This is a genomic window from Pseudomonas sp. HMSC076A11, assembly GCF_001810205.1.
Classification (GTDB): Bacteria; Pseudomonadota; Gammaproteobacteria; order Pseudomonadales; family Pseudomonadaceae; genus Pseudomonas; species Pseudomonas aeruginosa.
Window position 1 is genome coordinate 187002 of sequence record NZ_KV800316.1, and the last position, 21079, is coordinate 208080.

Here is a 21079-nt window from a genome sequence, read left to right on the forward strand (position 1 = left end):
GCTTGGCCAGGTAGTCGTCGGCGCCCAGTTCCAGACCGAGGATGCGGTCCAGCGGCTCGCCGCGGGCGGACAGCATCAGCACCGGCAGGTCGGGATGGTCGCCGCGCAGTTGCTTGAGCAGTTCCAGGCCGCTGCCGTCCGGCAGCATCACGTCGAGCACCACGGCATCCGGCGTCTGCTCGGCGAGGGCGCGACGGGCCTGGGCGCCGTCGTGGCTGGCACGCACGGAGAAACCTTCCTGGACCAGCCAGGTACCGAGCAGCTCGCAGAGCTCCCGGTCATCGTCGATCAACAGCAGTTCGCTCATCGGGTGTCGCTCAATTGATCCATTCGCGTCGCTGTCGCCGGCGGCCGCGGCTCAGGGCGCCGAGGACGAACGCGAGCAGGGCGGTGGCGGCGCCGGCGACATACCAGGTCTGCTCTTCTGTGAGCAGCGGCGGTTGCCGCTGCGCCTGGGCCGCCTGCAACTGCTCGCGCAACTGGCGGTTCTCCTGGCGCATACGACTGACCAGTTCGTCGCGCTGGCGTTCCGTTTCCACCAGGCGGCGCTCCAGTTCGGCGGTAGCCTGCGTAATGGAAGGTTGCGCGGCTGGAATCGGTGCTGGCGCGGGTTCCTCGGCCAGGGCTAGGGAAGCTCCCAGGCTCAGCAGCAGGCAATGGGCAGCGGATGGACGCATCATGACTCCTTGTACCGATGAAGCGACGGATTGCACTGTCTTCCGGTTCGCCCTTCCGGCTTGGCGAAAGCGCCGGGCCGGCCTGGTTGCGCTGCGGCGGGCACCGGAAAGCGGCGTCCGGTGCGAAAACGTTTGCCGGGAGGGCGACCGGGCCGGCCGCCGGTACCCGGCGACTGCCTCAGGGCAGGACTTTCTTGAACGGCTTGACCACCACCTCGGCGTACACCCCGGCGGCCCGGTAGGGATCGGCCTCGGCCCAGCTCTGCGCCGCGGCCAGCGAATCGAATTCGGCGACGATCAGGCTGCCGGTGAAGCCGGCGGCGCCCGGGTCGTTGCTGTCGATCGCCGGGTGCGGGCCGGCGAGTACCAGGCGGCCTTCTTCCTTCAGCTGTTCGAGACGGGCCAGGTGGGCCGGGCGGCTGGCCAGGCGGCGTTCCTGGGAAGCGGGGATGTCACGGGCGATGATCGCGTAGAGCATGTCAGTCCTTGGGCTTTTCGCCGGTATCGGCGTCGTGCAGGTGGCGAGCCAGGAACAGGCCCTGGCCGATCAGGAACAGCAAGGTCATGCCGAGGCTGCCGAACACCTTGAAGTCCACCCAGAAGTTCGGATAGGTGAAGACCACGTACAGGTTGGCGAAGCCGCACACCAGGAAGAACACCACCCAGGCGATGTTCAGGCGCACCCAGAGGCCCTGCGGCAACTGGATGGCATGGCCCATGATGCGCTGGATCATCGGCTTGTCGCCGATGAAGTGACTGCCGGCGAAGGCCAGGGCGAACAGCCAGTTGACCAGCGGCGCCTTCCACTTGAGGAAGGTGTCCTCGTGGAAGGCCAGGGTTAGGCCGCCGAGGACCAGGCAGGCGCCGAGGGTGAACCACTGGCTCTTTTCCAGGTGGCGGTGCTTGAGCCAGAGGGCGCCGTAGACGATCACCGAGGCGAGGATCAGGGTCGCGGTCGCGCCGTAGATGCCACTCAGATTGAACCCGGCGAACTCGACGTTCTGAGGGTCTATCTTGTAGACGATGAAGAACAGGATCAGTGGGATGAAATCGATGAATTGCTTCATGGTGGCAGTCAGGACACGGTTGAAACGGCATAATAGCAACCTCTGGATGTTCTGAAACAGTCATCCTGTCTTTCCGAATGCGTCAGGCCTGTGCCGCAGGCGCATTCGCCAGGTGGAGCAGGCTCCCCGGACCCATGAACGGTACGTCTCGATACCGCGAGGCAGCGAATCGGCGTTGCTTCATCACCATTCTTCACTGGAATCAGGATTCAGCCATGCGTGTCGATCTGCATTGCCACAGTACCGCCTCCGATGGTGTGCTCGCGCCCGCCGCCCTGGTGCAGCGGGCCCACGAGAAAGGCGTCGGGCTGCTGGCGCTGACCGATCACGACACTCTGGAAGGCCTGCCGGAAGCCCACCAGGCGGCCGCTCGACTCGGTATCGAACTGGTCAACGGTATCGAGCTGTCCTGCACCTGGGGCGGTGCCACCATTCATGTGCTGGGCTACGGTTTCGACCTCGACGCCGCTCCCCTGCGCCAGGCGACCGAAGCCCTGCACCGGGGCCGCTGGGCGCGCGCCGAGGAAATCGACCGGCGGCTTGCGGCCAAGGGTATGCCCGGTGCGCTGGAGGGCGCGCGGGCGATCCAGCGGGCCCTGGGCGACAGCGGCAACGCGCCGGCGCGGCCGCATTTCGCCGAGTTCCTGGTCCAGGGCGGCTGGGTCAAGGATCGCGCCGACGCGTTCCGCAAGTGGCTGGGGGCCGGCAAGCTGGGAGACGTCAAGCAGCACTGGCCGACCCTGGAGGAAGTGGTCGGCTGCCTGCGCGAGGCGCGCGCCTGGATCAGCCTGGCGCACCCGTATCATTATGATTTCACCCGGACCAAGCGCCGGCGCCTGGTCGCCGACTTTCTCCAGGCCGGCGGACACGCCATCGAGGTGGTCAATGGCGTGCAGCCGGCCGAACAGGTCGGTACCCTGTCGATCCTGGCCCGCGAGTTCGGCCTGATGGTCACCGCCGGCAGCGATTTCCACGCGCCGGGCGACTGGTCCGAACTGGGCATGTACCGTGCGGTTCCAGAGGACCTTCCGGCCATGTGGCCGCGTTTCGCCAGGCATTTTCGCGATACCGAACGTCATTCCGAAGCCAAGGGGGCCGAATGAGCCAGTTCTTCCAGATCCATCCGGAAAATCCCCAGCCGCGGCTGGTCAAGCAGGCGGTGGAAATTGTCCGCCAGGGTGGGGTGATCGTCTATCCCACCGACTCGTCCTATGCCCTGGGCTGCCGCATCGGCGAAAAGACCGCGGTGGATCGCATCCGCCGCATCCGCCAACTGGACGACAAGCACAACTTCACCCTGGTCTGCCGCGACCTTTCCGAGCTGGGCGTCTATGCCAAGGTCGACACCGGCCTGTTCCGCCTGCTCAAGGCGCACACCCCCGGTCCCTACACCTTCATCCTCAGCGCCACCCGCGAGGTGCCGCGCATGCTCCTGCACCCCAAGCGCCGCACCATCGGCTTGCGCGTGCCGAACTGCCCGATCGCCCGTGCGCTGCTGGAAGAGCTGGGCGAGCCGCTGATGAGCGTGAGCCTGATCATGCCCGGCAGAGGCGAGCCACTGAACGATCCCTATGAAATGCGCCAGGTACTGGAACACCAGGTCGACCTGATCGTGGACGGGGGCTATGGCGGCGGCGAGGCCTCCACCGTGATCAGCCTGACCGACACCGATCCCGAAGTGATCCGCGTGGGTTGCGGCGATCCGGCGCCGTTCATGCAGCCGGCCTGAGCGCCGCCCGAATCCGCCCACCACGAGCCTAGCGATGCAGGACGATAACCCGGCCAACGCCGACACCCCTCCAGCCGAACCCGCCGCCGAGCGGGTGCCGCTGCAACTGGCGCTGGTCTACGGCGAGGCGGTCACCGAGCTGCCGCAGGACCTCTATATCCCGCCGGACGCGCTGGAGGTCTTCCTCGAGGCCTTCGAGGGCCCGCTCGACCTGCTGCTGTACCTGATCCGCAAGCAGAACATCGACATCCTGGATATCCCGGTGGCGGAAATCACCCGCCAGTACATGGGCTATGTCGAGCTGATGAAGGCGGTGCGCCTGGAGCTGGCCGCCGAGTACCTGGTGATGGCGGCGATGCTGGCGGAGATCAAGTCGCGCATGTTGCTGCCGCGCTCGGCGGAAGCCGAGGAGGAAGAGGAAGATCCACGGGCCGAGCTGATCCGCCGCCTGCAGGAGTACGAACGGTTCAAGAAGGCCGCCGAAGACCTCGACGAACTGCCCCGGGTCGGCCGCGACGTGCTGCTGCCGGCGGTGGCTGCTCCCGAGGCGCGGGCGCGCAAGCTGCTGCCGGAGCTGGCGCTGCAGGAGCTGATGCTGGTGATGGGCGAGATGCTGCGCCGCGCCGACCTGTTCGAGAGCCACCAGGTGACCCGCGAGGTACTGTCCACCCGCGAACGCATGAGCGAAGGGCTGGAGCGCCTGAAAGGCGGCGCCTTCGTGCCCTTCATCCAGTTGTTCACCCTGGAGGAGGGCAAGCTCGGCGTGGTGGTCACCTTCATGGCGATCCTCGAACTGGTCAAGGAGCAGATGGTGGAACTGGTGCAGAACGAGGCTTTCGGCGCCATCCATGTGCGCCTGCGGATAGCCCGCGAAGCGGAGGAAGGCGAAACCCTGGAGGAAGCCCTGGAAGACGATTTCGAGTGAGCGCGCCGCTGGCCGTTCGTCCTCCTGCGGACGGTCGCCTTTTCCGAGCTTCCGGCTTCGCTCCCTGCCGTGGCCTGTTAAGCTGCATGCCCGATTCCGCTATCTTTCCCTCTTCCTGGCTCCGGTATCCGTTGCGACGATGAACCTGTCCGATCCCCACGAACTCGCCACCCTGCTCGAAGGCATCCTCCTCGCGGCCGGCAAGCCGCTGTCGCTGGAACGCCTGGCCGAGCTGTTCGACGAGGCAGAGCGGCCGGAGCCGGGGCAGTTCCGCGACGCCCTGGCGATCCTGGCACTGTCCTGCGCGGGGCGCTCCTTCGAGCTGAAGGAAGTCGCGTCCGGGTATCGCCTGCAGATTCGCGAGCGTTTCTCGCCGTGGGTCGGCCGCCTCTGGGAGGAGCGTCCGCAGCGCTATTCGCGCGCGCTGCTGGAAACCCTGGTGCTGATCGCCTACCGCCAGCCGATCACCCGTGGCGAGATCGAGGAGATCCGCGGCGTGGCGGTGAACACCCAGATCGTCAAGACGCTGATGGAGCGGGAGTGGATCCGCATCGTTGGCTACCGCGAGGTGCCGGGGCGCCCGGCGATGCTGGCGACTACCAAGGCGTTCCTCGATTATTTCAACCTGAAGAGCCTCGACGAGCTGCCGCCGCTGTCGGCGCTGCGCGAGATGGAGCCCGAGCCGGAACCGCCGGTCGAAGTGGCGCCCGCGGCGCAGCCGCCGCGCGACGATCTCGACGAGGATGCGATTCCTGCCTCGATCCAGGCCCTGGCCGATCGCGCCATCGCCGAGGCCGGGGAAAGCCTCGAGGAGATCGAGGGGGAGGCCGGCGAGCCGGAGAAGCCGCGCGAGGAAACCAGCTTCCGCAGCCTGCTGCTGGAACTGGACGAGATGGAGCAGGGCCTGAAGACCGACTTCGACGACCTGCTCGACCCTCCGGAGCCCTCGGAGCAGGGCGACGAGTCCGCCGAGCCAGCGGCTGGGCCGATTCCCGTGGTCGCGGAGCAAGCCGTCGAGCCTGCCGTCGCGGAGGCTGTCGCGGGCGCCGATCCCGATGACGAAGAGCGCGCCCTGGCGGAGGCCATGCGCGAGGAGCGCGAGGCACTGGACGCCGACGACGACTGGCCGCGCCGCTGACCGTCGTTCCACCCTGTAGAATTCATCCGGCCGCGCCGGCGAGGCCGGCCCGCTCCGTTTCATCGACCCTGGAACTCCCCATGAAAGAGACCCTGAACGAACTGATCACCCTCATCAGCACCGGCTGCATGGGCGCCGAGGAGATCCGGCGGATCGCCGACGAGGCGGCCCAGGCCTATGCCGATCCGGCAGGGTTCCTCGCCGCCAACCCGGATATCAACTACGACGACAGCTTCCCGATCCCGCTCGGCGAGTGGGTGGTGGTCGGTAGCCTGCCGGATATCGTGCTGTTCCAGGCCGACACCTATGCCGAGCTGTTCGCCCGGATCGTCGCCTCCTTCGGCAAGGACGTGGCGTTCAACATCAAGCCGAAGCAGTTGCTCAAGACCGAGCCGCTGGTCGCCCTCAACCGTATCCAGGTGCAACTGAGCAGCATGTATCCGGAAAAGGGCGGCTACGTGCTGGTGGATTTCAGCGAGCCGCTGGACGACGAGTTGCAGGCGGTGCTGGTCTATACCCAGGACCTGCCGCGGGTCATGATGCTCTGCGTCGAGGCCGGCATCTATGCCGCGCCTGCCTACGAAAGCCTGCGCGACGCCGAGGCCGAGTGACCGCGGGCCGCTCGATCGGCCCGATAGTCATTCCCTCCTGGACGCCGGCCCGCCGCCTGTCGTGAAGTGACGGGCGAGGATCGGTTGCGGTCCGCGCCGAAAAAGGGGGAACGCTTGAAAAGTCCTTGCATCAATATCTGTGAGTTCGATGCCGACGTGTGCCGTGGCTGCGGGCGTACGCGCCAGGAAATCCGTGCCTGGAAGCGCGCGGACAAGGCCGAGCAGCGACTGATCCTCGCCGAGGCCGACCTGCGCCTGCTGGCGTTGCAGGCGCGCGGTCGGCGCAAGTTCCGCTGAGGCGCGTCAGTCGCGGGCGGCGGCCAGCGCCAGGGCGCTGTCCAGCATGCGGTTGGAGAAGCCCCACTCGTTGTCGTACCAGGCCATCGCCTTGACCAGCCGGCCGCTGACCTTGGTGTGGTTGGCGTCGAAGATCGACGAGCGCGGGTCGTGATTGAAATCCACCGACACCAGCGGCTGGGTGTTGTAGCCGAGCACCGGAGAGCCCTCGCTGGCTTCGCGCAGCAGGCGGTTGACCTCGTCTACGCTGGTATCCCGGGCCACCTGCACGGTGAGATCGACCAGCGACACGTTGATCACCGGCACCCGCACCGCCAGCCCGGTAAGCTTGCCGGCGAGTTCCGGCAGGACCAGGCCGACCGCCTCGGCGGCGCCGGTCTTGGTGGGGATCATCGACTGGGTCGCCGAACGTGCGCGGTACAGGTCCGGGTGGTACACGTCGGAGAGGTTCTGGTCGTTGGTGTAGGCATGGATGGTGGTCATCAGGCCGTGCTCGATGCCCAGCTCGCGATGCAGCACCTGGGCCACCGGTGCCAGGCAGTTGGTGGTGCAGGAGGCGTTCGAGACGATCCGATGGGAGGCGCGCAGCACCTCGTGGTTGACGCCGTAGACCACGGTGGCGTCGACGTCCTTGCCGGGCGCCGAGATCAGCACCTTGCCGGCGCCGGCCTGCAGGTGGGCAGCGGCTTTGTCGCGGCTGGTGAAGAGCCCCGTGCACTCGAGCACGATGTCCACGCCGAGGCTCTTCCAGGGCAGTTCCGCCGGGTTGCGGATGGCGCTGACGGCGATGCGGTCGCCCATCACCCGCAGGCTTTCGGCATCGTGCTCGACCTCGCCGGGAAAGCGTCCATGGACGCTGTCGTACTGGAACAGGTGGGCGTTGACCGCGGCGTCGCCGAGGTCATTGATCGCCACTACCTGCAACTGTTCGCGGTAGTGGCCGGTATACAGGGCGCGAAGAACGTTTCGGCCGATGCGACCGAAGCCGTTGATGGCCAGGCGGATAGTCATAATGAGGTCGTCTCTTTTCTATTGTTGTGGTAAAAACCATTACATTTCGTCCAGAAAGAAAAGTAAACATCCTTCAACCGATGATTATGTTGTAAAAACAACAATTGATAGTCTGTAGGAGAATCTGCCATGCACCCTCGTGTGCTCGAAGTCACCCGCCGCATCCAGGCTCGTAGCGCGGCCACTCGCCAGCGCTACCTCGAGATGGTCCGGGCTGCGGCCAGCAAGGGGCCGCACCGCGGCACCCTGCCGTGCGGCAACCTCGCCCACGGGGTCGCGGCCTGTGGCGAAAGCGACAAGCAGACCCTGCGGCTGATGAACCAGGCCAACGTGGCCATCGTTTCCGCCTACAACGACATGCTCTCGGCGCACCAGCCGTTCGAGCGCTTTCCGGGGCTGATCAAGCAGGCGCTGCACGAGATCGGTTCGGTCGGCCAGTTCGCCGGCGGCGTGCCGGCCATGTGCGACGGGGTGACCCAGGGCGAGCCGGGCATGGAACTGTCGCTGGCCAGCCGCGACGTGATCGCCATGTCCACCGCCATCGCGCTGTCTCACAACATGTTCGATGCAGCGCTGTGCCTGGGTGTTTGCGACAAGATCGTGCCGGGCCTGCTGATCGGCTCGCTGCGCTTCGGCCACCTGCCCACCGTGTTCGTCCCGGCCGGGCCGATGCCGACCGGCATCTCCAACAAGGAAAAGGCCGCGGTGCGCCAACTGTTCGCCGAAGGCAAGGCCACTCGCGAAGAGCTGCTGGCCTCGGAAATGGCCTCCTACCATGCACCCGGCACCTGCACCTTCTATGGCACCGCCAATACCAACCAGTTGCTGGTGGAGGTGATGGGCCTGCACTTGCCCGGTGCCTCCTTCGTCAACCCGAACACCCCGCTGCGCGACGAACTCACCCGCGAAGCGGCACGCCAGGCCAGCCGGCTGACCCCCGAGAACGGCAACTACGTGCCGATGGCGGAGATCGTCGACGAGAAGGCCATCGTCAACTCGGTGGTGGCGCTGCTCGCCACCGGCGGCTCGACCAACCACACCCTGCACCTGCTGGCGATCGCCCAGGCGGCGGGCATCCAGTTGACCTGGCAGGACATGTCCGAGCTGTCCCATGTGGTGCCGACCCTGGCGCGCATCTATCCGAACGGCCAGGCCGACATCAACCACTTCCAGGCGGCCGGCGGCATGTCCTTCCTGATCCGCCAACTGCTCGACGGCGGGCTGCTTCACGAGGACGTACAGACCGTCGCCGGCCCCGGCCTGCGCCGCTACACCCGCGAGCCGTTCCTCGAGGATGGCCGGCTGGTCTGGCGCGAAGGGCCGGAACGGAGTCTCGACGAAGCCATCCTGCGTCCGCTGGACAAGCCGTTCTCCGCCGAAGGCGGCTTGCGCCTGATGGAGGGCAACCTCGGTCGCGGCGTGATGAAGGTCTCGGCGGTGGCGCCGGAACACCAGGTGGTCGAGGCGCCGGTACGGATCTTCCACGACCAGGCCAGCCTGGCCGCGGCCTTCAAGGCCGGCGAGCTGGAGCGCGACCTGGTCGCCGTGGTGCGTTTCCAGGGCCCGCGGGCGAACGGCATGCCGGAGCTGCACAAGCTCACGCCGTTCCTCGGGGTCCTGCAGGATCGTGGCTTCAAGGTGGCGCTGGTCACCGACGGGCGCATGTCCGGGGCGTCGGGCAAGGTGCCCGCGGCCATCCATGTGAGTCCGGAAGCCATCGCCGGCGGTCCGCTGGCGCGCCTGCGCGACGGCGACCGGGTGCGGGTGGATGGGGTGAACGGCGAGTTGCGGGTGCTGGTCGACGACGCCGAATGGCAGGCGCGCAGCCTGGAGCCGGCGCCGCAGGACGGCAATCTCGGTTGCGGCCGCGAGCTGTTCGCCTTCATGCGCAACGCCATGAGCAGCGCGGAAGAGGGCGCCTGCAGCTTTACCGAGAGCCTCAACGGCTGGCGCTGATTCTGATAGGTCGATATCCGCCGGCGCTTGGCTGGCGGCTGTCTCTCCGGCAACATCTGCCGACCGTCCCGCCCTGGCGCGGGGCATTGCGGTTCAACGACGATGAATAACGACAACAAGAGAAGCGCCGGCGGCCTCGGCCTGGTCGGCGATATCGGCGGCACCAATGCGCGTTTCGCGCTCTGGCGCGGGCAGCGCCTGGAATCCATCGAGGTGCTCGCCTGCGCCGACTACCCGCGGCCTGAACTGGCCGTGCGCGACTACCTGGCGCGGATCGGCGAATCGGTGGCGAACATCGACTCGGTCTGCCTGGCCTGCGCCGGTCCGGTCGGGGCGGCCGATTTCCGTTTCACCAACAACCACTGGGTGATCAATCGTGCCGCGTTCCGCGAGGAGCTGGGGCTGGATCACCTGCTGCTGGTCAACGACTTCAGCACCATGGCCTGGGCCGCCTCGCGGCTAGGTGCGGACGAGCTGGTGCAGGTCCGCGCCGGCAGTGCCCAGGCGGATCGCGCCCGGCTGATCATCGGTCCCGGCACCGGCCTTGGCGTCGGCAGCCTGCTGCCGCTGGGCGGGGGACGTTGGGAAGTGCTGCCCTGCGAGGGCGGGCACGTCGACCTGCCGGTCACTTCGCCGCGCGACTTCGCGCTCTGGCAGGGCCTGCAGGCGCGCTACGGACATGTCTCCGCCGAGCGCGCACTGTCCGGCAACGGCCTGCTCGCCCTCTATGAAATCAGCTGTGCCCTGGACGGGGTCGCCGTACGCGCGAGCAGTGCGGCGGAAGTCGGTGCCCTGGCCATGGCCGGCGACGCCCAGGCGGACGCCGTGCTGGAGCACTTCTTCCTGTGGCTGGCGCGGGTCGCCGGCAACGCGGTGCTCACCGTCGGCGCGCTCGGTGGCGTCTACATTACCGGCGGCATCGTCCCGCGTTTCCTCGAGCGTTTCATCGCCAGCGGCTTCGCCGAGGCCTTCGCCAGCCGTGGCAAGACTAGCGGCGCTTACCTGCAGGACGTACCGGTGTGGGTCATGACCGCCGAACATCCGGGCCTGCTCGGCGCCGGAGTCGCCCTGCAGCAGGCCCTGGACGCCGAGGGTTGAGTCGGCGTCGAGCAACCGCATAAGGAGGAGCCTCGTGAGCGCGAACGGACGATCGATCCTGCTGGTGGACGATGACCAGGAAATCCGCGAATTGCTGGAGACCTACCTGAGCCGCGCCGGCTTCCAGGTCCGCAGCGTCTCGCGGGGCGCCGACTTCCGCCAGGCGCTGTGCGAGGAGGAGGCGAGCCTGGCGATCCTCGACGTGATGCTGCCGGACGAGGACGGCTTCAGCCTCTGTCGCTGGATTCGCTCCCACCAGCGCCTGGCCTGCATGCCGATCATCATGCTCACCGCCAGTTCCGACGAGGCCGACCGGGTGATCGGCCTGGAACTGGGTGCCGACGACTACCTGGGCAAGCCGTTCAGCCCGCGCGAGCTGCTGGCGCGGATCAAGGCCCTGCTGCGCCGCGCGCAGTTCACCCAGGTGCGCGGTGGCGACGTACTGGCTTTCGAGGACTGGCGGCTGGACACGGTCAGCCACCGACTGTTCCACGAGGACGGCGAGGAGTTCTTCCTCAGCGGCGCGGATTTCGCCCTGCTCAAGCTGTTCCTCGACCATCCGCAGCAGATCCTCGACCGCGACACCATCGCCAACGCCACCCGCGGCCGCGAGGTGCTGCCGCTGGAGCGCATCGTCGACATGGCGGTCAGCCGCCTGCGCCAGCGTCTGCGCGACACCGGCAAGGCGCCGCGGCTGATCCAGACCGTGCGCGGCAGTGGCTACCTGCTGGCGGCGCAGGTGCGGCCGCACCTGCAGCCATGAGCGAACGGCGGCGCTGGTCGCCGGTGCCGCGCTCGCTGCTCGGGCGCATGCTGCTCCTGACCCTGCTCGCGGTGCTGGTCGCGCAAGGGCTTTCCAGCCTGTTCTGGCTGTCGCACCTGCGCTCCAGCCAGCGCGAGGGCCTGCTCACCAGCTCGCGCAGCCTGGCCTACTCGATGGCGGCCAGCGTCAGCTACTTCCGTTCCCTGCCGCTCGGCTACCGTCCGCTGGTGCTCGACCAGTTGCGCAGCATGGGCGGTACGCGCTTCTTCGTCTCGCTGAACGACCGGCCGCTGGAGATGCGTGCCCTGCCGGACACGCCGAACAAGCAGGCGGTGCTGGAGATCGTCCAGGACGTGTTGCACCAACGCCTGGGCAAGGAGGTCGAGCTGCAGGTCGAATTCGTCAGTCCCGACGAGCTGCGCCTGTTCAACGGCGCGCTGAAGCTCGACGAGCTGCCGCGTTCCTGGGCGCACTACGCGCTGACCCTGGAGCCGGTGAACCCGCCGGTGCTGGTGACCCAGATCCGCATCGGCGACAGCGAGTGGCTGTACATCGCCAGCCTGATGCCGGCGCCGTACGTCAGCCTGGAACCCGAGGGACTGCAACCGCAGCAGGTGCTCTCGATCGTTTTCACCAGCCTGTTGCTGCTGCTTTTCACCGGTTTGCTGATGCATTGGCAGAGCCGTCCGCTCAAGCGCCTGGCGCGCGCCGCCCGCGACCTGGCCCTGGGCAGTCCGTCGGCAGCGCTGGAGGAGCGCGGCGCCAGCGAACTGGTGGAGGTGGCGCGCGCCTTCAACACCATGCATGAGCGCATCGACCGCTACCTGAACGAGCGCGGGCAGTTGTTCAGCGCCATCTCCCACGACCTGCGCACGCCGATCACCCGCCTGCGCCTGCGGGTAGAACTCCTCGAGGACGAGCGCTTGCAGGAGAAGTTCGGGCGCGACCTGGACGAGCTGGAACTGCTGGTGAAGGGTGCGCTGCAGTGCGTGAAGGACACCGATATCCACGAGAACGTCGAGCCGGTCGACCTCAACCTGTTGCTCCAGCACATCGCCGAGCCCTACCTGGCCGATGGCCGGGTGGAGGTCGTCGGTCGCGCCGCGGAGCCTTATCCGGGCAAGCCCCTGGCGCTCAAGCGCTGTATCGGCAACCTGCTGGACAATGCGCTGAAATACGGCGAACGCGCCCGCCTGAGCCTGGAGGACGGGCCGGAAGCGGTGGTGCTGCACGTCGATGACGACGGCCCCGGCGTGCCCGAGCAGCGCCTGGAACAGATTTTCGAACCGCGCTTCCGCCTGTCTCCGCGAGGGCAGGGCTACGGGCTGGGCCTGGGCATCGCGCGCAACATCGCGCACACCCATGGCGGCGAAGTCAGTTTGCAGAACCGTCGCGAGGGCGGCCTGCGGGTCAGCCTGCGCTTGCCGCGCCTGGGGCTGGAGTGATGGGCTGGCCTGCCGGGCCCTTGAACGAGGCGGGCAGGCACGAGGTTCTCCCGTGTTCTGCGGCAGCCGCAGACAGAGGCGGAGCGGGCGCTATGGCAGTGTTTGCGCGGGCATCGATTGCTCGGGCTGAAGTTTCGTCGGCAGAAGGTTCTCGGGCCGTACATCGTCGATTTCGTCTGCCATGAGCGGATGCTGGTGATCGAACTGGATGGCGGGCAGCATGTGGGTTCGCCGGCCGATGCCTGGCTGGAGAGCCGGGGTCCAGGGTACTGCGGTTCTGGAACGACAAGGTGCTGGCGCGCAGGGAGGTGCTGCTGGAGGTCATTCTCGTGTTGTAGGAGGTTTCTGTCGCGAAACCGCCTTGCCGAGTTCGAGTCCAGATTTTCCTGCTCTGCCTCAATCCCAATGTAACCACTCCGTGACAAACCCGGATCGCTTCGTTACCCGCGACGCGGAACGCTTGAATAGACTCGAAGCATTGCAAGCGCAGACTTGCTCCGAATAACAAGAAGAAGGTTTTCCTCATGAATGCGATCCGTCGCCTCTCTGCCGTCATCTGTCTTTCCTCCCTCTGCCTCTCCCCGCTGCTGGCCCAGGCCGGCGAAGTCGAAGTGCTGCACTGGTGGACCTCCGCCGGCGAGAAGCGCGCCGCCGAAACCCTGAAGAAGCTGGTCGAAGCCAAGGGCCACACCTGGAAGGACTTCGCCGTGGCCGGCGGTGGCGGCGAGGCGGCGATGACCGTGCTGAAGACCCGCGCGGTGTCCGGCAATCCGCCGGCCGCGGCGCAGATCAAGGGGCCGGATATCCAGGAGTGGGGCGAACTGGGCCTGCTCGCCGACCTCAACGCGGTGGCCGCCGAAGGCAAGTGGGACAGCCTGCTGCCGAAGCAGGTGGCGCAGATCATGAAGTACGACGGCGACTACGTAGCAGTGCCGATCAACGTACACCGGGTGAACTGGCTCTACATCAACCCGGAAGTGTTCAAGAAGGCCGGCGCCACCCCGCCGACCACCCTCGACGAACTGTTCGTCGCCGCCGACAAGCTCAAGGCCGCCGGTTTCACGCCGCTGGCCCATGGCAGCCAACCGTGGCAGGACGGCACCGTGTTCGAGAACCTGGTGCTGAGCAAGATGGGCCCGGAAGGCTATCGCAAGGCCTTCGTCGAACAGGACAAGGCGACCCTCACCGGAGCGCAGATGGTCGAGGTGTTCGCCGCGCTGAAGAAGCTCCGCGGCTACGTCGATGCCGACGCCGCCGGTCGCGAATGGAGCGCCGCCACGGCGATGGTGATCAACGGCAAGGCCGGGATGCAGATCATGGGCGACTGGGCGAAGAGCGAGTTCACCGCCGCCGGCAAGGTGCCGGGCAAGGACTACCAGTGCCTGCCGTTCCCCGGCACGCAGAAAGCCTTCGACTACAACATCGACTCGCTGGTGATGTTCAAGCTGAGCAACGCGGAGAACCGCAAGGCCCAGGAAGACCTGGCGCGCAGCGTGCTCGACCCGTCCTTCCAGAAGGACTTCAACCTCAACAAGGGCTCCATCCCGGTTCGCCTGGACGCCGACATGGCGCCGTTCGACAGTTGCGCCCAGCAGTCGATGAAGGACTTCAAGCAGGCTTCCCAGGACGGCAACCTGGTGCCGAGCATGGCCCACAGCATGGCCGCTTCCAGCTACGTGCAGGGGGCGATCTTCGACGTGGTGACCAACTTCTTCAACGACCCCGCCGCGGATCCGCAGAAGGCCGCCCAGCAACTGGCGGCCGCCATCGAGGCGGCGGCGCAGTAAGTCCCTGGCGCGGAGCCCGGCCTGGGCTCCGCTCGATCCTCCCGACTGGCTCCGTGCCGCCGAGCGGCACGGGTGGGTTCCTTCGCACGCGAGAAAACGCATGGCGACCAATTCCCCTGTCTATCCCACGGCTCCGGTAGCGCCTCGTCGCGTCTCGCCACTCGATCGCCTGCAAGGCTGGCTGCCGAAGCTGGTGCTGGCGCCAAGTGTGGTCGTGGTGCTGTTCTGCATGTATGGCTACATTGGCTGGACGCTGCTGCTGTCCTTCACCAACTCGCGCTTCATGCCCAGCTACAAGTGGGCCGGGCTGAGCCAGTACCAGCGCCTGTGGGACAACGACCGCTGGTGGGTGGCGAGCAAGAACCTGCTGCTCTTCGGCGGCTCGTTCATCGCCATCTGCCTGGTGCTCGGAGTGTTCCTCGCAGTGCTGCTGGACCAGCGCATCCGCCGCGAAGGCTTCATCCGCACCCTCTACCTGTATCCCATGGCGTTGTCGATGATCGTCACCGGCACCGCCTGGAAGTGGCTGCTCAATCCGGGCCTGGGCCTGGACAAGCTGCTCCGCGACTGGGGCTGGGAAGGTTTCCGCTTCGACTGGCTGGTGGACCCGGAGCGGGTCGTCTACTGCCTGGTGATCGCCGCCGTGTGGCAGGCCTCCGGCTTCGTCATGGCGCTGTTCCTCGCCGGCCTGCGCGGGGTCGACCCGGCCATCGTGCGCGCCGCCCAGGTCGACGGTGCGAGCCTGCCGACCATCTACCTGCGCATCGTCCTGCCGAGCCTGCGCCCGGTGTTCTTCAGCGCGCTGATGATCCTCGCCCATATCGCGATCAAGAGCTTCGACCTGGTGGCGGCGATGACCGCCGGCGGCCCGGGTTATTCCTCCGACCTGCCGGCGATGTTCATGTATGCGCATACCTTCACCCGTGGCCAGATGGGGCTCGGCGCGGCGAGCGCGATGCTGATGCTCGGCGCTGTACTGGCGATCGTGGTGCCTTACCTGTATTCCGAACTGCGAGGCAAGCGCCATGCGTGACGCGTCCCTGAATCCGAGCTTCAGCGTCAGCCGCCTGGCCGTGCACCTGACCCTCTGGGGCGCCTGCGCGCTTTACCTGGTGCCGCTGCTGGTGATGCTGCTGACCAGCTTCAAGACGCCGGACGACATCCGCACCGGCAACCTGCTGTCGCTGCCCGACACCTTCACCGTCATCGGCTGGCTCAAGGCCTGGGACAGCGTCGGCGCGTTCTTCTGGAACTCGGTGCTGATCACCGTGCCCGGCGTGCTGATCTCCACCTTCATCGGCGCGTTGAACGGCTACGTGCTGTCGATGTGGCGCTTCCGCGGTTCCCAGCTGTTCTTCGGCGCGCTGTTGTTCGGCTGCTTCCTGCCGTTCCAGGTGATCCTCCTGCCGATGTCCTTCACCCTCGGCAAGCTCGGCCTGGCCAATACCACCAGTGGCCTGGTGCTGGTCCACGTGATCTACGGCCTGGCCTTCACCACGCTGTTCTTCCGCAACTATTTCGTGGCGATCCCGGATGCCCTGGTCAAGGCCGCGCGCCTGGACGGCGCCGGCTTCTTCACCATCTTCCTGCGCATCCTGCTGCCGATGTCCACGCCCATCGTGATGGTCTGCCTGATCTGGCAGTTCACCCAGATCTGGAACGACTTCCTGTTCGGCGTGGTGTTCGCCAGCGGCGATTCGCAACCGATCACCGTGGCCCTGAACAACCTGGTGAACATCACCACCGGGGTCAAGGAATACAACGTCGACATGGCCGCGGCGATGATCGCCGCGCTGCCCACGCTGGTGGTCTACGTACTGGCCGGCAAGTACTTCGTGCGCGGCCTCACCGCCGGCGCCGTGAAAGGCTGAGACGGGTCGCTGACCCCGGAGACGAACGAAACATGGCAACCCTCGAACTGCGCAACCTGCACAAGAGCTACGGCAGCGGCCTGGCGGATACCCTCAGGGACATCCGGCTGAAGATCGACTCCGGCGAATTCCTGATCCTCGTCGGGCCCTCGGGTTGCGGCAAGTCGACCCTGATGAACTGCATCGCCGGGCTGGAGAGCATCACCGGCGGTGCGATCCTGGTGGACGGCCAGGATATCAGCGGCATGAGCCCCAAGGACCGCGACATCGCCATGGTCTTCCAGTCCTACGCCCTGTACCCGACCATGAGCGTGCGCGAGAACATCGCCTTCGGCCTGAAGATCCGCAAGATGCCCCAGGCCGCCATCGACGAGGAGGTGGCGCGGGTGGCCAGGCTGTTGCAGATCGAGCACCTGCTCGAACGCAAGCCCTCGCAGCTCTCCGGCGGCCAGCAGCAGCGGGTGGCCATGGGCCGGGCGCTGGCGCGGCGGCCCAAGGTCTACCTGTTCGACGAGCCGCTGTCCAACCTCGATGCCAAGCTGCGGGTGGAAATGCGCACCGAGCTGAAGCTGATGCACCAGCGGCTGAAGACCACGACCGTGTATGTCACCCACGACCAGATCGAGGCCATGACCCTCGGCGACAAGGTGGCGGTGATGAAGGACGGCGTCATCCAGCAGTTCGGCACGCCGCAGCAGATCTACAACGACCCGGCCAACCTGTTCGTCGCCAGCTTCATCGGTTCGCCGCCGATGAATTTCATTCCGTTGCGCCTGCAGCGCCGGGACGGACGCTGGACCGGCCTGCTCGATAGCGGCCAGGACCGTATCGAACTGCCGCTGAGCCTGGAGCCCGGCCTGGAGGAGGGGCGCGAGCTGATCCTCGGCGTACGACCGGAGCAGATCGCCCTGGGCGATGGCAGCGCTGCCCATGACCTGCGTACCGAGGTCGAGGTGCTCGAACCGACCGGGCCGGACACCCTGGTCTTCGTCACCGTCAACCAGGTCAAGGTCTGTTGCCGCCTGGCGCCGGACGTCGCGCCGGCCGCGGGCAGCGGCATGAGCCTGCGCTTCGATCCCGCGCGGGTCCTGCTGTTCGACGCGCAGAGCGGCGAGCGCGTGGCCGTGCGCACGGCGGGCGTGGCGGCGGAGAAGGTCACCGCCTTGAACGGCAATCGCCAGAAGAACTCCTGAATCCTTTCGTACTGCCTAGACCACAACCACGAGGACGCTGGAAATGTACAAGAACAAGAAAACCAGACCGGCCGCCAGGACCGTTGGCTGCCTGTTTGCCCTTGGAGCGCTGGGCTTGGGGAGCGCGGCGCCCGCCGCCGAGGCGTTCTCCCCGAACTCGAAATGGATGCTCGGCGACTGGGGCGGCAAGCGCACCGAGCTGCTGGAGAAGGGCTACGACTTCAAGCTGGAGTACGTCGGCGAGGCGGCGGCCAACCTCGACGGCGGCTATGACGACGACAAGACCGGACGCTACACCGACCAGTTCGCCCTGGGCGTGCACATGGACCTGGAGAAGATCCTCGGCTGGAAGGCTACCGAGTTCCAGTTCACCGTCACCGAGCGCAACGGCAAGAACCTTTCCAACGACCGCATCGGCGACCCGCGTGCCGGGCACATCAGCTCGGTGCAGGAGGTCTGGGGCCGCGGGCAGACCTGGCGGCTGACCCAGCTGTGGCTCAAGCAGCAGTACTTCGACGGCGCGCTGGACGTGAAATTCGGCCGTTTCGGCGAGGGCGAGGACTTCAACAGCTTCCCCTGCGATTTCCAGAACCTGGCCTTCTGCGGCTCGCAGGTGGGCAACTGGGCGGGGAGCATCTGGTACAACTGGCCGGTCAGCCAGTGGGCGTTGCGGGTGAAGTACAACTTCGCGCCGGACTGGTACGTGCAGGTCGGCGCCTACGAGCAGAACCCGTCGAACCTGGAGACCGGCAACGGCTTCAAGATGAGCGGCAGCGGGACCAAGGGCGCGCTGCTGCCGGTGGAGCTGATCTGGCAGCCGAAGGTCGGCGCCGAGCAACTGCCGGGCGAGTACCGGCTGGGTTACTACTACAGCACGGCGAAGGCCGATGACGTCTACGACGACGTCGACGGCCAGCCGCAGGGGCTGACCGGCAACGACTTCAAGTCGCGCGGCAGCAAGCATGGCTGGTGGATGGTGGCGCAGCAGCAGGTCACTTCGCACAACGGCGATGCCTCGCGCGGGTTGAGCCTGTTCGCCAACCTGACGGTCCACGACAAGGCGACCAACGTGGTGGACAACTACCAGCAGCTCGGGGTGGTCTACAAGGGGCCGTTCGACGCGCGGCCGAAGGACGACATCGGCCTGGGCATCGCGCGCATCCATGTCAACGACGATGTGAAGAAGCGCCAGCGCCTGGTGAACCAGGTGAACGGCATCGACGACTACGACAACCCGCTGTACCAGCCGCTGCAGGACACCGAGTACAACGCCGAGCTGTACTACGGGGTGCATGTGACCGACTGGCTGACGGTGCGGCCGAACCTGCAATACATCAAGCAGCCGGGCGGGGTCGACGAGGTCGACAACGCGCTGGTGGCGGGGATCAAGATCCAGACGGTGTTCTGACCGTCGCGTTGCCTGCTCCGGTGTTGTGCCTGGGCCCGCCCGAGCGTTTCGGGCGGGCCGTTTTTTTCCGGCGACCGCTCTTCCCGGCTGCCTGTTACAAACCGACTACGCTTTTCCTGTGCCGATCATTTGGGGCTTGCGTGCGAAATGTAGTAAAACTACACGGATGCACGCCCGGGCTTTCCGGGAAGGGGAGAGGGTAGGACAATCGGACATGCTTGAGCATCCGCTGCAGCGTTTCTTTCATTCCATGCGGGCCAAGCGACCGTTCGACTGGGTACGCTTCCAACGTCGCGATCTGCTGTTGATCGACCATCCGCTGTGCCAGGCCGTATTCAGTCGGCAAGGGGCGCAGCTCCTGCATTTCCAGCCGCAGGGCGAACGCCCGTTGCTGTGGTGCGCCAGCGAATGGCCGGCCCTCAGCAGCGCGCCGGTGCGCGGCGGCATCCCGGTCTGCTGGCCGTGGTTCGGCAGCCATCCGAACGGCAGCGAATGGCCGCAGCAGGGCTGGGCGCGGCAACGCGAATGGCGCCTGCTGGATGCCTACGCCGACGAAAGCAAGGTGGTGGTGAGCTGGCAACTGGACCTGGAGGACTGGCACGTGCGCCTCGATGCACGCCTTGGCCAGCGCCTGGAGCTGGAGCTGTGCAGCTACCATGAGGAAGACGACGATTGCCTGTTCAGCTTCGCCCTGCAGCCCTACTGGCGGGTCGGCGCGCTGAGCCGGGTGGTGGTGCACGGCATGGAGCTGGAGTCGGCTCGCGGCCAGCGCGGCGCTTCGCGGATTCCGGGAACCTGGATACCGCGCGGCGCGGTCAAGCAGGTGCTCTACCATCCCGGATCGCTGGTGCTGGAGGACGGCGGCTGGAACCGCCGCTTGCGGATCGACAAGAACGTCAGCGCCGGCAGCGTGATCTGGCACCCCGGCAGCCGCCCGGTGGAGCAGGTCGAGCCGGGCGAAGCGGAACGCTTCCTCTGTATCGGCGCCGCTGGCTACCGCCCGGGCGGGCTGATCCTGGCGCCCGGCGAACGCATGCGCCTGAGTCTCGCCGCCGGCCTGCAATAGGCGGGCGGTCAGTTGTCCTCGTCGAGGGGATAGCGGGTTGGCACCAGGCTTTCCTTGATCCGCCGCAGGTGCGGCTGGAAGTCCACGCCGCGGCGCAGGGTCACTCCGGTGGCCAGTACGTCGAGCACGGTGAGCTGGACGATCCGCGAAGTCATCGGCATGTAGATGTCGGTGTCTTCCGGCAACGGGATGTCCAGGCACAGGGTGCTGGCCCTGGCCAGCGGCGAGCCGGCGGCGGTCAGGCCGAGCACCGAGGCGCCGTTCTCCCGCGCCAGGTGCGCCACCTCCACCAGCTCGCGGGTGCGTCCGGTATAGGAAATCACCACGAACAGGTCGCCGGTATGCGCCACCGAGGCGATCATCCGTTGCATCAGCACGTCGGCCTGGGCGCTCACCGCCAGGTTGAAGCGGAAGAACTTGTGCTGCGCGTCGAGCGCTACCGAGGCCGAGGCGCCAAGACCGAAGAAGTGGATCTGCCGGGCCTGGATCAACAGGTCCACGGCGCGGTCGATGACGCGTGGGTCGAGCAGCTTGTGGGCGCTGTCGAGGGAGGCGATGGTGTTGCTGAAGATCTTCCGCGTATAGGCTTCCGGCCCGTCGTCCTCGGCTACCGCCTGGGTTACGAAGGCAGCGCCGCTGGCCAGGCTCTGGGCCAGCTGGATCTTCAGTTCCGGATAGCCGCTCATGCCGAAGGAGCGACAGAAGCGGTTCACCGTCGGTTCGCTGACCGCTGCCGCCTGGGCCAGGGCGGCGATGCTGAAACGGGTGGCCTGCTGCGGGTTCTGCAGGATGACCTCGGCGACTTTGCGCTCCGCCTTGTTCAGTTCGTCCAGGCGGCTCTGGATCTGCTCCAGCAGGTTTTTCATCCGGGTTCCTCGTGTTCTGTCGGCCCGGCGGGGAAGGGCCGGCGGCGGCGCCTATCCTAACGTCAGGCCGGCATGCGACCAACAGCGTGGCGGGCTGGGAAAAATATGTTGTTTAATTACTACATATTTGTCTTAATTGCGCAGTGGATGGCTCAATATCACTCAATATTT

23 protein-coding genes are annotated in these 21079 nt (G+C 66.6%); 17 read left to right on the top strand and 6 right to left on the bottom strand.

Annotated elements, in window-relative coordinates:
- The 4 genes from HMPREF2716_RS23075 to HMPREF2716_RS23090 all read right to left on the bottom strand — a co-directional run.
- On the bottom strand, window positions 1-307 hold a 307-nt coding region (locus HMPREF2716_RS23075), incomplete at its 3' end, for a response regulator (protein ID WP_049263345.1).
- Window positions 308-317: 10 nt separating this feature from the next.
- Window positions 318-680, bottom strand: coding sequence for a hypothetical protein (locus HMPREF2716_RS23080; protein ID WP_003114832.1), 363 nt, complete (start codon window positions 678-680; stop codon window positions 318-320).
- 175 nt (window positions 681-855) lie between these two features.
- On the bottom strand, window positions 856-1155 hold the full coding sequence (locus HMPREF2716_RS23085; RefSeq protein ID WP_003091489.1) for a YciI family protein: 300 nt from the start codon (window positions 1153-1155) through the stop codon (window positions 856-858).
- A 1-nt stretch (window position 1156) separates the two neighbouring features.
- Entirely contained in the window at window positions 1157-1744 is a 588-nt protein-coding gene (locus tag HMPREF2716_RS23090; RefSeq protein WP_003091488.1) for a septation protein A, read from the bottom strand.
- Between the two features lie 215 nt (window positions 1745-1959).
- On the opposite strand from HMPREF2716_RS23090, the gene HMPREF2716_RS23095 reads away from it, so the two are divergent.
- The 6 genes from HMPREF2716_RS23095 to HMPREF2716_RS23120 all read left to right on the top strand — a co-directional run bounded on the left by HMPREF2716_RS23095 (window position 1960) and on the right by HMPREF2716_RS23120 (window position 6444).
- Window positions 1960-2847, top strand: coding sequence for a PHP domain-containing protein (locus HMPREF2716_RS23095; RefSeq protein WP_003116406.1), 888 nt, complete (start codon window positions 1960-1962; stop codon window positions 2845-2847).
- Window positions 2844-3473, top strand: a complete 630-nt coding sequence (locus tag HMPREF2716_RS23100) for an L-threonylcarbamoyladenylate synthase (RefSeq protein ID WP_003116407.1) — start codon at window positions 2844-2846, stop codon at window positions 3471-3473. Before HMPREF2716_RS23095 ends, HMPREF2716_RS23100 begins: the two co-directional genes overlap by 4 nt.
- 172 nt (window positions 3474-3645) lie before the next feature.
- Window positions 3646-4398, top strand: coding sequence for a segregation and condensation protein A (locus HMPREF2716_RS23105; RefSeq protein ID WP_083318196.1), 753 nt, complete (start codon window positions 3646-3648; stop codon window positions 4396-4398).
- Between the two features lie 139 nt (window positions 4399-4537).
- Window positions 4538-5536: an SMC-Scp complex subunit ScpB gene (gene scpB, locus HMPREF2716_RS23110; protein ID WP_003114835.1), complete on the top strand. Its 999-nt coding sequence runs from the start codon at window positions 4538-4540 to the stop codon at window positions 5534-5536.
- Window positions 5537-5616: 80 nt separating this feature from the next.
- Window positions 5617-6147 (top strand): hypothetical protein, encoded by a 531-nt coding sequence (locus tag HMPREF2716_RS23115; RefSeq protein ID WP_023517835.1) that lies wholly within the window; start codon window positions 5617-5619, stop codon window positions 6145-6147.
- Window positions 6148-6261: 114 nt separating this feature from the next.
- Entirely contained in the window at window positions 6262-6444 is a 183-nt protein-coding gene (locus HMPREF2716_RS23120) for a DUF1289 domain-containing protein (RefSeq protein ID WP_003091481.1), read from the top strand.
- A 6-nt stretch (window positions 6445-6450) separates the two neighbouring features.
- Here the strand turns inward: HMPREF2716_RS23120 and gap are convergent, their stop codons facing one another.
- Window positions 6451-7455: a type I glyceraldehyde-3-phosphate dehydrogenase gene (gene gap, locus HMPREF2716_RS23125; RefSeq protein ID WP_003091480.1), complete on the bottom strand. Its 1005-nt coding sequence runs from the start codon at window positions 7453-7455 to the stop codon at window positions 6451-6453.
- A gap of 129 nt (window positions 7456-7584) precedes the next feature.
- Here gap and edd point away from each other — a divergent pair, with 129 nt between their 5' ends.
- The 11 genes from edd (at window position 7585) to HMPREF2716_RS23175 (ending at window position 20042) form a co-directional block, all read left to right on the top strand.
- Window positions 7585-9411 (top strand): phosphogluconate dehydratase, encoded by a 1827-nt coding sequence (gene edd, locus HMPREF2716_RS23130; RefSeq protein ID WP_003091478.1) that lies wholly within the window; start codon window positions 7585-7587, stop codon window positions 9409-9411.
- Between the two features lie 102 nt (window positions 9412-9513).
- A complete protein-coding gene (locus HMPREF2716_RS23135) occupies window positions 9514-10509 on the top strand; it encodes a glucokinase (RefSeq protein ID WP_003114838.1) in 996 nt (331 codons plus the stop codon).
- A gap of 34 nt (window positions 10510-10543) precedes the next feature.
- On the top strand, window positions 10544-11272 hold the full coding sequence (gene gltR / locus HMPREF2716_RS23140; protein ID WP_003091475.1) for a two-component system response regulator GltR: 729 nt from the start codon (window positions 10544-10546) through the stop codon (window positions 11270-11272).
- A gap of 23 nt (window positions 11273-11295) precedes the next feature.
- Window positions 11296-12717, top strand: a complete 1422-nt coding sequence (gene gtrS, locus HMPREF2716_RS23145) for a two-component system sensor histidine kinase GtrS (protein ID WP_003130488.1) — start codon at window positions 11296-11298, stop codon at window positions 12715-12717.
- A 57-nt stretch (window positions 12718-12774) separates the two neighbouring features.
- On the top strand, window positions 12775-13128 hold the full coding sequence (locus HMPREF2716_RS29100; protein ID WP_305954541.1) for an endonuclease domain-containing protein: 354 nt from the start codon (window positions 12775-12777) through the stop codon (window positions 13126-13128).
- 113 nt (window positions 13129-13241) lie between these two features.
- Entirely contained in the window at window positions 13242-14504 is a 1263-nt protein-coding gene (locus HMPREF2716_RS23150) for an ABC transporter substrate-binding protein (protein ID WP_003091472.1), read from the top strand.
- A 100-nt stretch (window positions 14505-14604) separates the two neighbouring features.
- Complete coding sequence (locus HMPREF2716_RS23155) at window positions 14605-15537, top strand: carbohydrate ABC transporter permease (protein ID WP_003091471.1); 933 nt, start codon at window positions 14605-14607, stop codon at window positions 15535-15537.
- Window positions 15530-16375, top strand: a complete 846-nt coding sequence (locus tag HMPREF2716_RS23160) for a carbohydrate ABC transporter permease (protein ID WP_003091470.1) — start codon at window positions 15530-15532, stop codon at window positions 16373-16375. The genes HMPREF2716_RS23155 and HMPREF2716_RS23160 overlap by 8 nt, the downstream gene beginning before the upstream one ends.
- Window positions 16376-16407: 32 nt before the next feature.
- A complete protein-coding gene (locus tag HMPREF2716_RS23165; protein WP_003114840.1) occupies window positions 16408-17568 on the top strand; it encodes an ABC transporter ATP-binding protein in 1161 nt (386 codons plus the stop codon).
- A gap of 43 nt (window positions 17569-17611) precedes the next feature.
- A complete protein-coding gene (gene oprB / locus HMPREF2716_RS23170) occupies window positions 17612-18976 on the top strand; it encodes a carbohydrate porin OprB (RefSeq protein ID WP_070622022.1) in 1365 nt (454 codons plus the stop codon).
- Window positions 18977-19190: 214 nt separating this feature from the next.
- Complete coding sequence (locus HMPREF2716_RS23175) at window positions 19191-20042, top strand: D-hexose-6-phosphate mutarotase (protein WP_003112064.1); 852 nt, start codon at window positions 19191-19193, stop codon at window positions 20040-20042.
- Between the two features lie 8 nt (window positions 20043-20050).
- Here HMPREF2716_RS23175 and HMPREF2716_RS23180 read toward each other — a convergent pair whose 3' ends face one another.
- The gene (locus tag HMPREF2716_RS23180; protein ID WP_003091466.1) at window positions 20051-20908 is read right to left on the bottom strand and encodes a MurR/RpiR family transcriptional regulator; all 858 of its coding nucleotides are present in this window, start codon (window positions 20906-20908) and stop codon (window positions 20051-20053) included.
- Window positions 20909-21079 lie beyond the last annotated feature (171 nt).

Excerpts from the sequence above, each read along its gene's own strand:
- HMPREF2716_RS23160 (WP_003091470.1), top strand. The coding sequence starts at position 15,530 with ATGCGTGACGCGTCCCTGAATCCGAGCTTCAGCGTCAGCCGCCTGGCC.
- HMPREF2716_RS23095 (WP_003116406.1), top strand. The coding sequence starts at position 1,960 with ATGCGTGTCGATCTGCATTGCCACAGTACCGCCTCCGATGGTGTGCTC.
- HMPREF2716_RS23135 (WP_003114838.1), top strand. The coding sequence starts at position 9,514 with ATGAATAACGACAACAAGAGAAGCGCCGGCGGCCTCGGCCTGGTCGGC.
- HMPREF2716_RS23150 (WP_003091472.1), top strand. The coding sequence starts at position 13,242 with ATGAATGCGATCCGTCGCCTCTCTGCCGTCATCTGTCTTTCCTCCCTC.
- HMPREF2716_RS23165 (WP_003114840.1), top strand. The coding sequence starts at position 16,408 with ATGGCAACCCTCGAACTGCGCAACCTGCACAAGAGCTACGGCAGCGGC.
- HMPREF2716_RS23100 (WP_003116407.1), top strand. The coding sequence starts at position 2,844 with ATGAGCCAGTTCTTCCAGATCCATCCGGAAAATCCCCAGCCGCGGCTG.
- HMPREF2716_RS23180 (WP_003091466.1), bottom strand. The coding sequence starts at position 20,908 with ATGAAAAACCTGCTGGAGCAGATCCAGAGCCGCCTGGACGAACTGAAC.
- HMPREF2716_RS23080 (WP_003114832.1), bottom strand. The coding sequence starts at position 680 with ATGATGCGTCCATCCGCTGCCCATTGCCTGCTGCTGAGCCTGGGAGCT.
- scpB (WP_003114835.1), top strand. The coding sequence starts at position 4,538 with ATGAACCTGTCCGATCCCCACGAACTCGCCACCCTGCTCGAAGGCATC.
- edd (WP_003091478.1), top strand. The coding sequence starts at position 7,585 with ATGCACCCTCGTGTGCTCGAAGTCACCCGCCGCATCCAGGCTCGTAGC.
- HMPREF2716_RS23115 (WP_023517835.1), top strand. The coding sequence starts at position 5,617 with ATGAAAGAGACCCTGAACGAACTGATCACCCTCATCAGCACCGGCTGC.
- oprB (WP_070622022.1), top strand. The coding sequence starts at position 17,612 with ATGTACAAGAACAAGAAAACCAGACCGGCCGCCAGGACCGTTGGCTGC.
- HMPREF2716_RS23175 (WP_003112064.1), top strand. The coding sequence starts at position 19,191 with ATGCTTGAGCATCCGCTGCAGCGTTTCTTTCATTCCATGCGGGCCAAG.
- HMPREF2716_RS23085 (WP_003091489.1), bottom strand. The coding sequence starts at position 1,155 with ATGCTCTACGCGATCATCGCCCGTGACATCCCCGCTTCCCAGGAACGC.
- gap (WP_003091480.1), bottom strand. The coding sequence starts at position 7,455 with ATGACTATCCGCCTGGCCATCAACGGCTTCGGTCGCATCGGCCGAAAC.
- HMPREF2716_RS23155 (WP_003091471.1), top strand. The coding sequence starts at position 14,605 with ATGGCGACCAATTCCCCTGTCTATCCCACGGCTCCGGTAGCGCCTCGT.
- HMPREF2716_RS23090 (WP_003091488.1), bottom strand. The coding sequence starts at position 1,744 with ATGAAGCAATTCATCGATTTCATCCCACTGATCCTGTTCTTCATCGTC.